Raw genomic sequence first — 15,871 nt, forward strand, 5'->3', positions numbered from 1 at the left:
CCCCGAGCTGAAAGGTCAACATGTCGAAAAAGCCGGAAGTCGTATTGCAACGTAGGATTTTTTGCGCGGGTTCGCTCGGTCTGGCGGCTCTCGGTCCCCTGGCGCTGGCCGGTTGCGGCGGCGGCTCGGGCGACAGCGCCGAACCGGCCGCCGCCGCCCCGCGCCTGCTGGCCGGCGCGCCGTTGGTCCAGGCGGCGCGCGTCTTCAAGCACCCCGGCTTGCTGCACACCGAGGCCGACTTCGACCGCATGCGCGCCAAGGTCAACGCCGACGCGCAGCCATGGGCGGACGGCTGGGGCGCGCTGCTGACCACCGGGCGCTCGCACCTGGGGAAGAACAACTATCCACGGCCGGTGGCCACCGTCATCCGCGACAACACCCCCAACAACAACGTCTCCAAACTGTATATCGACACGGCCCGCGCCTACCAGCTGGCGGTGCGCTGGAAAATCTCCGGCGACGTCGCCTACGCCAACAAGGCGTTGGAGTATCTGAACGCCTGGTCGGGCGTGCTGACCACCATCGCCGGCAACGCCGACCGCTTCCTGGCCGCCGGCATCTACGGCTACCAGTTCGCCAACGCCGCCGAAATCATGCGCACCTATGACGGCTGGGCGCCGGCCGACCTGGCCCGCTTCCAGACCATGATGCTGAACGTGTTCTACCCGCTCAACCACCAGTTCCTGGTGCAGCACAACGACGCCGACATCACCAACTACTGGGCCAACTGGGACCAGTGCAACCTGGCCTCGATCCTGGCCATCGGCGTGCTGTGCGACCGCCAGGACCTGTACGACGAAGCGGTCGGCTACTACAAGACCGGGGCCGGCAACGGCGCCGCCAACCAGGCGGTGCGTTTCATCCATCCGGGCTACCTCGGCCAGTGGCAGGAAAGCTCGCGCGACCAGGGCCACACCACGCTCGGCGTCGGGCTGGCGGCATCGTTCTGCGAGATGGCGTGGAACCAGGGCGACGACCTGTACGGCTACGACAACCATCGCCTGCTGGCCGGCGCCGAGTACGTGGCCAAGTCCAACCTGGCCGACGCCAACGGCAACCTGTACTACACGTCCATGCCGTTCGATCCCTACACCAACAAGCACGGCACCGGCCTGGGGATCTCGCCCGCGAGCCTGCCGTTCACCCGCCCGGTGTGGGAAATGATACGCAACCACTACGTCAACCGGCTCGGCCTGGCCGCGCCGTGGACCACGCTGATGGCGCAAAAAATACGGGTCGAGGGCGACGGCGGCAACGGCGACCAGCTCGGCCTCGGCACGCTGACGTTCACGCGCGATCCGATCGCCGCCGGCGCCCCGCCCAGCGGGCTGACGGCGCGCCTGGTCGGCGGCAAGGTCGAATTGTCGTGGTGGGGCGGCGCCTACGCCACCGCCTACACGGTCAAGCGCGCCACCAGCGCCGGCGGTCCGTACACCACCGTCGCCAGCGGCATCACCGATCTGCTGACCTTCACCGACAGCGGCATGGCACCGGGCGCCTATTATTATGTCGTCACGGCCGCCACGCCGAGCGGCGAGAGCGCGCCCTCCAACGAGGCCAGGGCCGACACGGCCGTCACCTTGCTGACCCGCGTGGCGGCGGCGACGTTGAACGGCGTCGACCAGTATGTTCCGCTGCCGGCCGGTGTCGCCGCCGGGCTGGCCGACTTCACCATCGCCACCAAGGTATTCTGGAACGCGGCGCGCGACTGGGAACGGGTGTTCGACTTCGGCACCGGCATGAACCAGTACCTGTTCCTGACGCCGCGCGCCTTCCGCGGCGGCTTGTCGTTCACCATCTCCAACAACGGCGGCTTCGGTAGCCAGACGGTGTCGACGCCGACGCCGCTGGCGACCGGACAGTGGGTGCATGTGGCAATCACCTTGTCGGGCTCGACCGCGACCTTGTACGTCAACGGCGCCGTGGTCGGCACCAACACGGCGATGACGCGCGCGCCGTTCCGCCTGGACGACGGCGACAAGAACTGGCTCGGCCGCTCGCAATATCCGGCCGATCCCTACTTCAACGGCAAGCTGGAGGAATTCCGCATCTACAACGGCGCCATGACGGCGGCGCAGGTCGCCGCGCTGGCGGTGGCGTAAGGCATGGGCGGGCCGGCGATCCGGCCGGCCCCGGCCGCGCGCGGACTTGATTTGCGTCCCTCTGTCCCGAACTAATAAGAGTTAGCCGAGCGAATCAACTACAATACGTGTCATAAGGGTTATCATCCGTATGACTGATCCGCTTTATTCACTAATTTTATAAGACTCTTATTGCGCTATGCGTCGTCCATCTAAAGATTCATCCCATAAATTGTCTGTCGAAAGCCAGCGCCTCGTCACCTACGCCCAGGCGGTCGGTCAAGCGGCCAGCCGGCTGGAGGAACGGTCGTGGGAACACAGCCTCGATGCACAGCTCCAGAAACTGCTTAAAACCGGCCACCAGGACACCATCGACGCCACCCTCAACGCGCTGTTCAAGGAAGACCTGAACGCCTACGACGTGCTGATGGATGGCGTCGAGGCGGTCAGCGAATCGAGCAGCATCACCATCGACACCGCCGACGGCGTCGCCAAGCAATACGACGTGCTGCTGGTGGCCGCGCCCATCCTGGCCTGGACCCGCTTCTCGATCGCCTCCGGCGCCATCCCGGCCGACATCCTGACCACCCTGTCGGCGCATTTCAGCGCCCACCTGCTGGCCGACGGCACGCGCATGGCGATGTCGCCGACCTTGTTCTCGATCGACCAGCTGCCGCGCAGCCACGTCGAGACCTACGGCAAGGTGCACAAGCTGGCGCAGGCCGCGATCAAGGGCACGGCGCTCAAGGCCGACACCAAGGTGCCGGAGACGGCGCCGTTCCTGGCCGACACGCGCTACCTGCTGGCGGCGGTGGTTGCCCCGGCCGGCGCCCCGCTGTTCCGCTGGCAGATGCCCGCCAACCAGAGCAACTTCGCCAACGAGCGCGCCACCGCGCTGGAGCAGTGGCGCGAGCAGGTCACGCCGACGGTGACCCGTCTGCTGCCCGGCTGCGGCATCGAGCTGCTGCTGCCGGAGGCCTACTACATGGCGTGCCGCGAGGCTGACAAGCTGATCCGTCCGGTGTCGATCCGCGCCGCCGTGCACTACCTGACGCATACCCTGGCGGTCGAACCGTCGGAGCTGCGCGCGGTGATCGCCGGCTTCGGCGAGGAAAACGCCGATGGCCAGATCGACGAATACCGCGTGGCGTTCACGCAGCGCTCGGCGTCGGACGTGATCTACGGCGTGGTGTGGCCGCTGTACGGCCAGGAGGACGAGGAAGGCACGCCGCCGGAAGGCCCGCTGCAAGGCGGTCCGGGCGGCGTGGTGCAAAAGCCGGTGACGCCGGTCGACGAGATCGTCGCGCACCTGAACGCGGCCGGCATCACGCAGATCAAGAAGCACGCCGAGCGCTATGTGGCCGAGTTCTGCGACGATTGCGGCGCGCCGTTGTTCGCCGACCCGGTCGGCGAGCTGGCACATGCCGAAATGCCGGAGGACGCGCCCAGCGGCACCGAGCATTTCCATTAAAAAAAGCCCTTCGGGGCTTTTTTTATTTTGGGGTCGGTTGAGGTTGCGATTGAGGCTGCGGGAGATAAATGACGATCGGCGCCTGGGCTTGCGGTGCGGGCTGGGCCGTCGCCGGCCGTGCCTCGAACGACCTGTTGGCCGCGAAATACAAGCCGCCGAAACCGATGAACATGCCGATCATCGATGCGACCATCCAACGGTAGCCCTCGGCTGACATCTTATGCATTTCGGCGCGCAAGATCTCGATATCGGCCTTCGTCGCTAACGTCGGCACGATTGCATCGATATGCGCCTTGAGCGCGAAAACCTCGCTGATATCGGCCTTCGTCGCTAACGTCGGCACGATTGCATCGATATGCGCCTTGAGCGCTGACACTTCGCTGTCCATGCCCTAAGCTTAGACCAGATTCCGCCCACTACCAAGCCGAAAACGGGTGTTTAATCAGGTTCGAATTGAGGTAGCGCAGGTCATCCGTGACCTCCTGCGCCACCCACTCCGGCCTGTCGAACACCTGCTCTTCCGAACCCAATTCGATCTCCGCCACGACCAGCCCGGCATTGGCGCCGAGGAACTCGTCGACCTCCCAAACATTGCCGGCGAAGTCAATGCGGCGGCGGTACTTTTCGATCAGCGGCTGCTCGCACAAACCGTCGAGCAGCTCGACCGCGTCGGCCATCGGGATCGGATACTCCCACTCGCCGCGCGTGGCGCCGACGTTGCGGCCCTTGATCGTCATCACCGCCCGTTCGCCCTCGATGCGCACTCGCACCACCCGCTCCTTGTGCGACGACAGATAGCCCTGGCGGAAAAACACCGGCTCGCCCAGGGCCTTCCAGGCGTCGCCGCGCACCAGGAACTTGCGCTCGATCTCGACGCCCACGGTCAGTAGTCGTCCAGCGACAGCAGGATCGGCTGCAGGATCGCCGCGCCCAGCGCCGCGCTGCGCGCGCCGTTCCAGCCCACGTGCGGATCGGGCAGGTCGGCGTTGTCCTTGAACGGCATCTCCAACGTCAGCGCCAGGCAGCCGAAGTGGTGGCCGACATACTTGGACGCCAACGTCAGCATGTCTTCCTTGTACTTGCTGGCCGCGTAGCCGACCTTGTCCTGGAAGTCCGGGCTGGCGTTTTTGTAGCGGTCGATGAAGGCCTGCTGCTTGGCGCGGCGCTCGTCGCTGAAGTTCTCCAGCATCTCGTTACCGGCCACGAAGTTGTACGGCAGCGCCTCGTCGCCGTGGATGTCGAAGAACATGTCGATGCCCGTCTCGTGCATCTTCTGCTTCACGTACAGCACTTCGGGGCTGCGCTCGACCGATGGCGTCATCCACTCGCGATTGAGGTTGGCGCCGGCCGCGTTGGTGCGCAGGTTGCCGCGCACCGAGCCGTCCGGGTTCATGTTCGGCACGATGTAGAACACGCAGCGCTGCAGCAGCTTGCGCGCGATCGGGTTCGAATCGTCGAGCAGCGTATCGATCAGGCCTTCGATGAACCATTCGGCCATCGACTCGCCCGGATGCTGGCGCGCGATGAACCAGATTTTCTTTTCCGCTTGCGGCTTGCCGATGACGACCAGATTCATGTCGCGGCCGTCGACCGTGCTGCCCAGATCGAGCACGCGCGCCAGCGGGTTCTCGGCCACTTCGCCCAGCAGGCGCAGATGGCGCTCGAACGAATACGGCTCGAAGTAGGCGTAGTAGACGCTGTCGAGGTCCGGCGTGTGGCGGATCGTCATGACGGCGCCGTCGAAGGTGGTCGGCACGCGGAACCAGTTCTCGCTGTCGTAGCTGGCCACGGCCTGGTAGTCCTCGTAACCCTTGGCGTAGGTGGCCTGGCCCGCGTTGAGGAAGCGCATCGTGACCTGCTGGCCGCGCGCGCCCTGCAGGCGGAAATGGAACCACTGGTGGATGTCCGCGTGCGAGTCCTTGCGCAGATTCAGTTCGATGGTGGCGGCGCTGTCGGCGCGCAGCACCTCGATGGCGCCGGAGTCGAAGTTCTGGCTGATTTTGATGGTCATGTCGATCCAATAAGTGAATACCGATCACGCTATTTTACCAGCATGCTCCCCTCCCGCCGGTAGCGCAGGTGCCAGGACAGCGCCTGCTCCAGCACATGCGGCGTCTGGCCGCCGCCGGCGAGCGCGGCCTCGAAATAGGCGCGCAATTGCGGCCGGTAATCCGGGTGCGCGCAGCGCTCGATGATCAGCGGCGCGCGTTCGCGCGGCGCCAGCCCGCGCAGGTCGGCCAGTCCCCATTCCGTCACCAGCACATCGACATCGTGCTCGGTGTGGTCGACGTGGGCGGCAAACGGAACCACGCTGGAAATGGCGCCATCCTTGGCCACCGATTTGCTGACGAAGATCGCGATCTGGCCGTTGCGCGCGAAGTCGCCCGAACCGCCGATGCCGTTCATCATATGCGTGCCGCCGACGTGGGTCGAGTTGACGTTGCCGTAGATGTCGAATTCGAGCGCCGTGTTCAACGCGATGATGCCCAGCCGCCGCACCAGCTCGGGGTGGTTGCTGATCTCCTGCGGGCGCAGCACGATGCGGTCGCGATAGCGTTCGATATCGCGGATGAAGCGCGCATGCACCGGCGCCGACAAGGTGATCGAGGACGCCGACGCCATCGCCAGATGGCCCGAGTCGAGCAGCTCGATGGCGCTGTCCTGCAGCACCTCGGAGTACATCGTCATGTCGCGGAACGGCGAATCGAGCAGCCCATGCAGCACCGCGTTGGCGATGGTGCCGATGCCCGCCTGCAGCGGCAGCAGCTCCGGCCCCATGCGCCCCGCCGCCACCTCGCCCGCCAGGAAGGCGATCACGTGGCGCGCGATGGCGTCGGTCTCTTCATCCGGCGGCAGGGCGTTGGACGGGCTGTCCGGGCTGTCGGTGATGACGATGGCGGCGATGCGCTCCGGGTCGACCTTGATGGCGGTGGCGCCGATGCGCTGCCATGGCGCCAGCAACGGGATCGCGCCGCGGTGCGGGCGCTGGCCGGGCACATAAATGTCGTGCAAGCCTTCCAGCGCCAGCGGCGCGTTCAGGTTGATCTCGACGATGATGCGCCCGGCCTGCTGCGCGAACCCGGCGCTGTTCCCGACCGACATGGTCGGAACGATGCCGCCGTCGGCGGTGATCGCGACCGCCTCGATGACGGCGATGTCGATCGGTTTCAGGTCGCCGGAGCGCAGCTGTTCGGCCGTCTCGGACAGATGCTGGTCGATGAACATCACCTCGCCGGCGTTGATCTTGCGGCGCAGCGCGGCGTCCGACTGGAACGGCATGCGCCGCGCGACGACGCCGGCGTTGGCCATCAAGCCGTCGCTGTCGTTGCCGAGCGAGGCGCCGGTCAGCAGCGTCAGGTTCAGCGGCGCGCGGCGGGCACGCTCCACCAGCGCCAGCGGCAACGCCTTGGCGTCGCCGGCGCGGGTGAACCCGCTCATGCCCACGCTCATGCCGTCTTCAAACAGCGCGGCGGCGTCGCTGGCGCTCATCACCTTGTCCATCAGCGCGGGGCGGCGGATGCGGTCTTCGTACATATTATTTCCTTAGTGCACCGATTAGATGGAAGCAGTATAAAATCGGGCCACCAGTCGCCGCATGACTTAATTTCCCATTTTCCAGTCGAAAAATTCATGGATCTTCGCTCGCTGCGTTATTTCGTCGAAACCGTCCGCCTCAACAGCTTCACCAAGGCGGCGGAAGCGCTGCACGTGACGCAGTCGACCATCAGCAAGATGGTGCGGCAGCTGGAGCGGGAGGTCGGCGCCCAGCTGTTGATACGCGAAGGCCGCGCGCTGACGCTGACCGACACCGGACAGGCGGTGTACGCGCGCGGCGAGGAAATGCTGGCGACCATGCGCCGGCTGGAGCTGGAGGTGCGGGACACCCAGGCCGTCGAGCGGGGGCGGCTGGTGGTCGGCATCCCGCCCATGATCAACCTGCTGTTCACGCCGGCGCTGAAGGCTTTCCGCCAGCGCCATCCGCGCATCGCGCTCGCGCTGCAGGAAGACACCGGGCAGGAGGTCGAGCGCAAGGTCGCCGCCGGCGAACTGGAAATCGGCATGACCGTGCTGCCGGCCGACGCCCGGCTCGAACTGGAGACGGCGCCGGTCGCCAGCTACCCGATCTGGGCGGTGGCCGCCAGCGGCACCTTCCAGGCCAACCGCGCCACCGTCGCGCTCAAGGCGCTGGCCGGCGCGCCGCTGGTGATGCTGACGGATGATTTCGCCCTCACGCGCGCATTGCGGCTGGCTTTCGGGGAGGCGGGATTCGAGCCGGTGATCGCCGCGCAGAGCGGCCAGTGGGACTGGCTGGTGGCGATGGCGTCGGCCGGCGTCGGCGTCGCGCTGCTGCCGGAGCCGTTCGTGCACCGGCTGGCGATCGGCCACCTGGACGCCGTGCGGCTGGTCGAGCCGGCGCTGCAATGGCAGGTGGCCCATGTGTGGCGCCGGCGCTACCTGTCGCACGCGGCGCGCGCCTGGCTCGAGGTGTGCCGCGACGTGCTGGGGACCGCGCCGCCGGCGGCCGGGCACGGGCGATCGCCCCGATAGCACCGGCCCTGGCGGCGCGCGCCCGCTATTTTTTCAGCGGCTCGACCAAGGTGCTCTCTACGCGCCCGCCTGCGGCAGTTCATGGATGGCGACGCCCTCGATCGGATCGACCGGCAATTGCCACGGCCGCAATGCGATCATCCGCATCGTATCGTCGTAGCCGGCCCGCCAGCGCGCGCCGATGCCGGCCGCGCTGAAATCGATATCCTTGGTGTGGTCCTCGTCGCCCAGGCGCGGCGCCTTGAGCGAGACGACGTGCATGGTGGTGCCGCAGCCCCAGCGCGCCAACTCGCGCGCCTCGCCGGCGTCGAAAGCCGACTGGGGCAACTTCAGCGCCAGCTGGCGGATCACATGGCGCAGCCGGTGCAGCTTGCGCTGCTGCTCGAGGTGGCTGGCGCGGCTGGCGTACTGGATCTCCTTTTGCTTGTCGAGCACCTGCATCACGCTTTGCGGCTCGCTGCCGTCCGGATTCCACACCTGCACCGAAAAAATCACCGAATCGCGGCGCGGCTCGTCGTCCAGCACCGCCTCGATCGGCGTGTTGGAATAAATACCGCCGTCCCAATACGGCTCGCCGTCGATGCGCACCGCCGGAAACGCCGGCGGCAGCGCGCCGGAGGCCATCACGTGGATCGCGCCCAGTGGTTCGTGGCGGGTGTCGAAGTAGCGCATGGCGCCGCTGCGGGCGTTGACCGCGCCCACCGTCATGCGCATCGCGTCGTTGTTGAGCACATCGAAATCGATCAGCGCATCGAGCGTGGCGCGCAGCGGCGCGGTCTGGTAGAAGGAGGCGCGTTCGATGCCCACGTGCGCGTCGGGATTCCACCACGCGGCGGGATTCGGTTCGAAAAAGGCCGGGATGCCCTGCCCCATCGTGACGGCGTTGGCGAGGCCGCGCGGCAGGGCGGTGAAGCCCAGCGCGTTGCGTTCCATGCGGCGCCAGAACTCGCGCAGCCGGTCGAGCCGATGCTCCGGCCGATTGCCGGCGATGATGGCGCCGTTGATGGCGCCGATGGATGTGCCGATCACCCAATCGGGCTCGATGCCCGCCTCGTGCATGGCCTGGTAGACGCCGACCTGGTAGGCGCCCAGCGCGCCGCCGCCCTGCAGCACGAGCACGGTCTGGCCGGGAATGGCGAGTGTATCGGCGGGTTGTGTCAAGAGAACCTCCAGCGGCTGGTCAATAGCATCATTGTAGGGCGGATTAGGCGGAACGCCGTAATCGGCCATCGACGAGCCGCCGACGGCGCACCGATGGCCGATTACGCTGCGCTAATCCGCCCTACGTGCTACTCGTTACATGCCACCACCTCGCATCAGGCTACATTCACACCCCTGGCCTTCAGCGCGGCGCGCACGCCGGCGCCGTAGGCCGGGTCGGCCTGGTCGAAGTGACCCAGCTGGCGGGCGATGATCTCGGCGCTCACCTGGCTCAACGGACCGGCGATGTTGTTGAACAGGTTGAGCTTTTCCTCGGCCGGCAACAGGCGGAACAGATTACCGGCCTGCGTGTAATCGTCTTCCTTGCCGCGACCGTCGTAGCGCGCCGCGCCGCCGTCCAGCGCCAGCGCCGGTTCGCCGTGGCCCAGGCCTTGCGGATCGCTGCCGTTCGACTCGACCGGCTGGTAGTTCTGCGCCGCGCCGCCGTTGGCGATCGCCATCGCGCCGTCGCGCTGCTGGTTGTGGACCGGGCAGCGCGGCGCGTTCACCGGCAGGTGCTGGTGGTTGGTGCCGACCCGGTACAACTGGGCGTCGTGGTAGGCGAACAGGCGCGCCTGCAGCATCTTGTCCGGCGAGTAGCCCAGGCCCGGCACCACGTTCGACGGCGACAACGCCGCCTGCTCGACTTCCGCGTGGTAGTTCAGCGGGTTGCGGTTCAATTCGAACACGCCCACGGGAATCAGCGGGAAGTCCTTGTGCGGCCACACCTTGGTCAGGTCGAACGGATTCCAGCCGGTGCGCGCCTCCCACGCCGCCAGTTCGGCCTCGGTCGCCACTTGCAGCTTCACTTCCCACTGCGGGAAGTCGCCGGCGGCGATGGCGCCGAACAGGTCGCGCTGCGCGTAGTCCGGGTCCTCGCCGGCCAGGCGGCTGGCTTCGGCGGCCGGCAGGTTCTTGATGCCTTGTTTGGTCTTCAGGTGCCATTTGCAGTACACACGCTCGCCGGCCTCGTTGATCAGGCTGAAGGTGTGGCTGCCGAAACCGTCCATGTGGCGGTAGCCGTCCGGCGTGCCGCGATCCGAGAACAGCATCGTCACCTGGTGCAGGCTTTCCGGGGTCTTGCTCCAGAAGTCGAACATCATCGTCGGCGACTTCAAGTTGGTCTGCGGATCGCGCTTTTGCGTGTGGATGAAGTCCGGGAACTTGATGCCGTCCTTGATGAAGAACATCGGCGTGTTGTTGCCGACCAGGTCCCAGTTGCCCTCTTCCGTGTAGAAGCGCATGGCGAAGCCGCGCGGATCGCGTTCGGTGTCGGCGCTGCCCCGCTCACCGCCGACGGTGGAAAAGCGCACGAAGGTCTCGGTCTGCTTGCCGACCGCCGAGAACAGCTTGGCCTTGGTGAATTGGGTGATGTCGTGGGTGACGGTGAAGGTGCCGTAGGCGCCCGAGCCCTTGGCGTGGACCACGCGCTCAGGAATGCGCTCGCGGTTGAAGTGCTGGAGTTTTTCGATCAGGTGGAAGTCCTGCAGCAGCAACGGGCCGCGCCGCCCGGCGCTGACGGAGTTCTGGTTGTCGGCGACCGGGATGCCCGATGCGGTGGTGATAGGTGGCTGGCTCATGGCGTTGGCTCCTCGTTGTATGAAAGTGAGTTCATTGTAACGAGGCAACGCGATAAATAAAAACTATAAATACCTATGGATTTGATAGGTAAAGACAATAACCCGAATGGCGATGGGGTCGTACCCCGTCCGGGGTACGACCCCGGTGTGCCGGGGTTACGGGTTCAAAGGGCCGCCGTCAAGCTTCGGCGATGCGCTTGGCGATGTGCGCCAGCGCGTCCTCCACCTGGTCGATCAGGATCAGGCACAGGTCACCCTCGCCCAGCCGCGCCAGGGCGGTGTCGATGGCCAGGAACTCGCCGTAGATCTCCTCGACGTGGCTGGTGCGGGGCGCGCCGTCCAAGCCGGAACGCAGCAGCGCGACGACCTCGCCGTCGACCCGCCCGCGCTGGCACTGGTCCTCGTACAGGATCACGTCGTCGAAGGCGCGGCCGAGGATCTCGGTCTGCTGCTTGATGTCCTGGTCGCGGCGGTCGCCGGCGCCGGAGATCACCACCGCGCGGCGCTTGGCCGGCATGGTCTCCACCGCCTGCACCAGCGCCAGGATGGCGTCCGGATTGTGGCCGTAGTCGGCGATCAAGGTGGCGCCCTTGTAGTCGAACACGTTGAAGCGGCCCGGCGCGTTGTCGGAGTCGTTGGCGAAGGTTTTCAGGCCCAGGCGGATCGCGTCCCAGCTGATGCCCACGCCCCACGCGGCGGCCACCGACGCCATCACGTTCTCCACCTGGAAGCCGATGGCGCCGTTGCGGGTGATCGGCACCTGCGACAGCGCGATCTTGTTCAACTCCTTGCCTTCCGCCGCGACGATATGGCCGTCCTCGACGTACACAGTGCGGCTGCCCTGCGCGCGATGCGTGGCGATCACCGGATGGCCGCGGTCGGCGCCGAAGAAGATCACCTTGCCGCGGCAGGTGGCGGCCATGCCGGCGACGATCGGATCGACCGCGTTGAGCACCGCGAAGCCGCTTTCGGAGACGTTCTGCACGATCACGCGCTTGAGCACCGCCAGGTCTTCGACCGTGGTGATGTAGTTCAGGCCCAGGTGGTCGCCGGCACCGATGTTGGTGACCACCGCCACCTGGCAGCGGTCGAAGGCCAGGCCTTCGCGCAGCACGCCGCCGCGCGCGGTTTCGAACACCGCCGCGTCGACGTCCGGATGCAGCAGCACGTTGCGCGCGCTGCGCGGACCGCTGCAGTCGCCGCTGTCGGTCTGGCGGCCCTCGATGTAGACGCCGTCGGTGTTGGTCATGCCGGTGCGCAGGCCGCTGGCCGTGAGCAGGTGCGCGATCAGGCGCACGGTGGTGGTCTTGCCGTTGGTGCCGGTGACGGCGACCACCGGGATGCGGCCGTTCTCGCCGGGCGCGAACATGGTGTTGACGATCGCCTCGCCCACCGCGCGGCCCTTGCCGTACGACGGCGCGATGTGCATGCGCAGGCCGGGGGCGGCGTTCACTTCCACCACGCCGCCGCGCTGGTTGTCGAACGGTTGCAGCACGCCTTCGCACACCACGTCGACGCCGCAGATATCGAGGCCGATCATCTGCGCCGCCTCGACCGCGCGCGCCGCCACTTCCGGGTGCACGTCGTCGGTGACGTCGGTGGCGGTGCCGCCGGTCGACAGGTTGGCGTTGTTGCGCAGGATCACGCGCTGGCCCTTGGCCGGCACCGAATCGGCGTCCAGGTCCTGCAGCGCCAGGCGCGCCAGGGCGATGTCGTCGAAGCGGATCTTGGTCAGCGAGGTCGAATGGCCGCTGCCGCGGCGCGGATCGGCGTTGACGATGTCGACCAGCTCGCGCACCGTGTGGGTGCCGTCGCCGACCACCTGCGGCGGATCGCGGCGCGCGGCGGCGATCAGCTTGTTGCCGATGACGAGCAGGCGGAAATCGTGGCCCGGCAGGTAGCGCTCGACCATGATGTCGTCGCGGAATTCGCGCGCGGTGTTGAACGCCTTTTCCAGGTGCTCGCGGGTCGTGACGTTGACGGTGACGCCCTTGCCCTGGTTACCGTCCTTGGGCTTGACCACCACCGGCAGGCCGATCTCCTGCGCCGCGGCCCAGGCGTCGTCGACGTCGTCGACCGAACGGCCGATCGGCACCGGCACGCCGGCCGCGTGCAGCAGCTTCTTGGTCAGTTCCTTGTCCTGCGCGATCGATTCGCCGATGGCGCTGGTGCTGTCCATCTCGGCGGCCTGGATGCGGCGCTGCTTCGAGCCCCAGCCGAACATCACCATGCTGCCCTCGGTCAAGCGGCGAATCGGGATGTCGCGCGCGACGGCGGCGCTGACGATGGCGCCGGTGCTCGGGCCCAGGCGCACGTCCTCGTCCAGGTCGCGCAGTTCGGCCAGCGCGCCGGTCAGGTCGAACGGGGTGTCGGCCAGCGCCGAGTTGATCAGGTTTTCGGCCAGGGTCACGGCCAGGCGGCCGACCGCCTCCTCGCTGTATTCGACCACGGTCTGGTAGATGCCATCCTCCAGCGTGGCGCTGGTGCGGCTGAAGGTCACCGGGCAGCCGGCTTGCGCCTGCAGGCTCAGGGTCGCCACTTCCAGCACGCGGGCCAGCGGCACGTCGTCGGCGCGGCCGGTCGTGCGCAGCGCGCCGATGGCCGGGAAGCGCGCGTGCAGGCGCTGCTCGAAGCCGGGCAGCAGCGCGATCGACTGCTCCTCGGGCGGACAGGAGACGATGACTTCGACCGCCGTGTGGTGGCTCCAGAGATTGGGGCCGCGCAGGGCGCGGGTGCGTTTAACTTCCATAAATCTTCGTGTTCTTTCAGTGATGTGTCAGTGATGAGTCCGCTTAGGATTCGCATCGAAGGTGCGCAGCCCGGCGCCGATCAGGTCCGGCGTCAGTCCCAGCGCCCAGCCGGCGGCGATCGCCGCCAGCACGGCCTCCGGCGGCACCAATGGCGACAGCGGCAGGCTCGCCACCTCGTCGTGGCCCTTGGCCATGACGATGCAACCCGTGTCGCCGCCTTGGCGGTGGAACACCACGCGCTCGCTGTCCTGGCGATGGGCGGCGATGGCCGGCAAATGCTCGTCGACGCCATAGAAAATCACCTCGCCGTCGCACAGGCGGGCCATGTCGACCACTTGTTCGTCGGCCGCGTTGAGCACCGCCACGCCGCTCGGCAGGATCACATCGACCTGGGTGCGCAGCACGCCATACAGCTTGTCGGCGCTACCGATATGGAACTCGCTGAGCTCCTCGAAGTCGCTGACGTCGGTGACCACGCCAACCGCGCACTTGTCGTAGGCCAGGCCCTCGGTCAGGATCATGCGCGCGTTCGATTCGAACACCGCCGCCTCGACGTTTTTGTTGAGCAGCAGGCGCTCGCCGGTTTCCCAGTCGCTGAAGCCGTCGCGCGGCAGCAGGCGGCCGTTGACGAACAGGCCGTCGGCGCAGGTCAGGCCGACCTTCTTGCCGCTGATTTGCAGCAGCCAGGCGATCAGGCGCGAAGCCATCGTGGTACCGTGCTTGCCGGTGATGCCGACGATCGGCATGCGCCCGCTCTCGTCCTGCGCGAACAGGTGGTCGACGATCGCCTCGCCGACGTTGCGCGGCTCTCCGTTGGCCGGCTTCAGGTGCGCCAGCAGGCCGGGGCTGGCGTTGACTTCGATGATGGCGCCGCCCTGCTCGTGCAGCGGACGCGAAATGTCGCTCGCCACCAGGTCGATGCCGGCGATATCGAGGCCGACGACGCGCGCCGCCAGGGTCGCCATCGCGGCCACCTGCGGATGCACCTTGTCGGTGACGTCGGTGGCGACGTTGCCGTTCGGCTGGATCAGCACCTTCTGCGTGGCCAGCGGCACCGATTCCCACGTCATGCCCTGGCGCGCCAGTTCCAAAATGATCTCGCCCGACTCGTGCGGCTTGACCACGCCCAGCGGCGCGTCCTCGACTTCGCCGCGGCGCGGATCGGTGTTGATCTGCGTGTTGCACAATTCGAGGATGTTCGACTTGCCGTCGCCGGTGACCCACAGCGACTCGCCGGCGGCGGCGGCGATCAGGCGTTTGCCCACCACCAGCAGGCGGTGTTCGTCGCCGGGGATGAAGCGCTCGACGATGACGCTCTTGCTGCCGCCCTTGCGCGCCGCCAGCTCGTAGGCGGCCGTCACGTCGGACCGCGTCATCAGGTTGAGCGAGACGCCGCGGCCATGGTTGCCGTCGTACGGCTTGAGCACCACCGGCACGCCGATGTCCTCGGCCGCTTCCCACGCCGCCTCGGCGCTGGTGACCAGCTCACCCTGCGGCACCGGCACGCCGCAGGAGGCCAGCAGGCTTTTGGTCAGGTCCTTGTCGCTGGCGATGCCCTCGGCGATGGCGCTGGTCTGTTCGGTTTCGGCGGTCCAGATGCGGCGCTGGGCGGCGCCGTGGCCGAGCTGCACCAGATTGCCGTCGGTCAGACGGATCGACGGGATCTTGCGGTCGGTGGCGGCATCGACGATGTTGGCGGTGCTCGGCCCCAGGCACAGCGACTCGACCATGTCGGTCAGCTCGGCCACCTTGGCGGCCAAGTCGTAAGGCCGGTCCTCGATCATCGCCATCAGCAGGTCGCGGCCCGCCTCCAGCGCCGCGCGGCCGACCTGCTCCTGGCGGGTGCGGAAGGCCATCTTGTACAAGCCGGTGTCCTCGCCGATCTCGCGCGTCTTGCCGAAGCCGGTCTTCATGCCGGCCAGGTTCTGCAGCTCGAGCACCACGTGCTCGAGGATGTGGCCGGCGTAGGTGCCGTCGCGCAGGCGCTCGAGGAAGCCGCCGACCTCGCCCACGCCGCAGCGGTGCACGATCAGTCCGGGCAGGATGGCCGTCAGGCGCTCATACAAGCCAGGCAACAGATTCGACGGGAATTTTTCCAGCTCGCCAATATCCAACCACGCCTCGATCACCGGGCGATAGGTCCAGATGTTGGGGCCGCGCAAATGGGTTACGCGGAGAATTTCTATGTCTTTCTTCTTGGTCATGTTTCTATTCTTGTATCTTTGTTATCAGCCGTGGCCA

At 66.9% G+C, this 15,871-nt stretch carries 11 protein-coding genes; 3 read left to right on the forward strand and 8 right to left on the reverse strand.

Translation table 11 applies throughout. The annotated features are described in order from the left end of the window. Nucleotides 1-44 precede the first annotated feature (44 nt). Together JOD97_RS10360 and JOD97_RS10365 are read left to right on the forward strand one after the other, a co-directional pair. On the forward strand, nt 45-2,102 hold the full coding sequence (locus JOD97_RS10360; protein ID WP_308937229.1) for a LamG-like jellyroll fold domain-containing protein: 2,058 nt from the start codon (nt 45-47) through the stop codon (nt 2,100-2,102). Between the two features lie 178 nt (nt 2,103-2,280). After that, nucleotides 2,281-3,552 (forward strand): DUF2863 family protein, encoded by a 1,272-nt coding sequence (locus JOD97_RS10365; protein ID WP_209716176.1) that lies wholly within the window; start codon nt 2,281-2,283, stop codon nt 3,550-3,552. 22 nt (nt 3,553-3,574) lie between these two features. Here the strand turns inward: JOD97_RS10365 and JOD97_RS10370 are convergent, their stop codons facing one another. Genes JOD97_RS10370 through JOD97_RS10385 form a run of 4 tightly spaced genes read right to left on the reverse strand, consistent with a single transcriptional unit; the run spans nt 3,575 to nt 7,086 of the window. Then, a complete protein-coding gene (locus tag JOD97_RS10370; protein WP_209716178.1) occupies nt 3,575-3,940 on the reverse strand; it encodes a hypothetical protein in 366 nt (121 codons plus the stop codon). 28 nt (nt 3,941-3,968) lie between these two features. Continuing rightward, nucleotides 3,969-4,433, reverse strand: coding sequence for a CYTH domain-containing protein (locus tag JOD97_RS10375; protein ID WP_209716181.1), 465 nt, complete (start codon nt 4,431-4,433; stop codon nt 3,969-3,971). Between the two features lie 2 nt (nt 4,434-4,435). After that, nucleotides 4,436-5,563 (reverse strand): M14-type cytosolic carboxypeptidase, encoded by a 1,128-nt coding sequence (locus JOD97_RS10380; RefSeq protein WP_209716184.1) that lies wholly within the window; start codon nt 5,561-5,563, stop codon nt 4,436-4,438. A gap of 29 nt (nt 5,564-5,592) precedes the next feature. Next, nucleotides 5,593-7,086, reverse strand: coding sequence for an acetyl-CoA hydrolase/transferase family protein (locus JOD97_RS10385; protein WP_209716187.1), 1,494 nt, complete (start codon nt 7,084-7,086; stop codon nt 5,593-5,595). Between the two features lie 96 nt (nt 7,087-7,182). On the opposite strand from JOD97_RS10385, the gene JOD97_RS10390 reads away from it, so the two are divergent. Beyond that, complete coding sequence (locus tag JOD97_RS10390) at nt 7,183-8,100, forward strand: LysR substrate-binding domain-containing protein (protein ID WP_209716190.1); 918 nt, start codon at nt 7,183-7,185, stop codon at nt 8,098-8,100. Between the two features lie 57 nt (nt 8,101-8,157). On the opposite strand, the gene JOD97_RS10395 is transcribed toward JOD97_RS10390, so the two are convergent. The 4 genes from JOD97_RS10395 to cphA (JOD97_RS10410) all read right to left on the reverse strand — a co-directional run bounded on the left by JOD97_RS10395 (nt 8,158) and on the right by cphA (JOD97_RS10410) (nt 15,834). Beyond that, on the reverse strand, nt 8,158-9,261 hold the full coding sequence (locus tag JOD97_RS10395; RefSeq protein ID WP_229264260.1) for a patatin-like phospholipase family protein: 1,104 nt from the start codon (nt 9,259-9,261) through the stop codon (nt 8,158-8,160). Nucleotides 9,262-9,416: 155 nt separating this feature from the next. Continuing rightward, nucleotides 9,417-10,880: a catalase gene (locus JOD97_RS10400; protein ID WP_209716195.1), complete on the reverse strand. Its 1,464-nt coding sequence runs from the start codon at nt 10,878-10,880 to the stop codon at nt 9,417-9,419. Between the two features lie 178 nt (nt 10,881-11,058). Then, nucleotides 11,059-13,629, reverse strand: coding sequence for a cyanophycin synthetase (cphA, locus tag JOD97_RS10405; RefSeq protein ID WP_209716198.1), 2,571 nt, complete (start codon nt 13,627-13,629; stop codon nt 11,059-11,061). Nucleotides 13,630-13,656: 27 nt separating this feature from the next. Next, complete coding sequence (gene cphA, locus JOD97_RS10410) at nt 13,657-15,834, reverse strand: cyanophycin synthetase (protein WP_209716201.1); 2,178 nt, start codon at nt 15,832-15,834, stop codon at nt 13,657-13,659. Nucleotides 15,835-15,871: the final 37 nt, after the last annotated feature.

It is taken from the genome of Duganella sp. 1411 (assembly GCF_017833525.1).
Taxonomy (GTDB): domain Bacteria; phylum Pseudomonadota; class Gammaproteobacteria; order Burkholderiales; family Burkholderiaceae_D; genus Rugamonas.

What these genes read in the sequence shown, in the direction of transcription:
- cphA (WP_209716201.1), bottom strand. Translation starts at nt 15,834, where the DNA reads ATGACCAAGAAGAAAGACATAGAAATTCTCCGCGTAACCCATTTGCGC.
- JOD97_RS10380 (WP_209716184.1), bottom strand. Translation starts at nt 5,563, where the DNA reads ATGACCATCAAAATCAGCCAGAACTTCGACTCCGGCGCCATCGAGGTG.
- JOD97_RS10390 (WP_209716190.1), top strand. Translation starts at nt 7,183, where the DNA reads ATGGATCTTCGCTCGCTGCGTTATTTCGTCGAAACCGTCCGCCTCAAC.
- JOD97_RS10365 (WP_209716176.1), top strand. Translation starts at nt 2,281, where the DNA reads ATGCGTCGTCCATCTAAAGATTCATCCCATAAATTGTCTGTCGAAAGC.
- cphA (WP_209716198.1), bottom strand. Translation starts at nt 13,629, where the DNA reads ATGGAAGTTAAACGCACCCGCGCCCTGCGCGGCCCCAATCTCTGGAGC.
- JOD97_RS10400 (WP_209716195.1), bottom strand. Translation starts at nt 10,880, where the DNA reads ATGAGCCAGCCACCTATCACCACCGCATCGGGCATCCCGGTCGCCGAC.
- JOD97_RS10385 (WP_209716187.1), bottom strand. Translation starts at nt 7,086, where the DNA reads ATGTACGAAGACCGCATCCGCCGCCCCGCGCTGATGGACAAGGTGATG.
- JOD97_RS10370 (WP_209716178.1), bottom strand. Translation starts at nt 3,940, where the DNA reads ATGGACAGCGAAGTGTCAGCGCTCAAGGCGCATATCGATGCAATCGTG.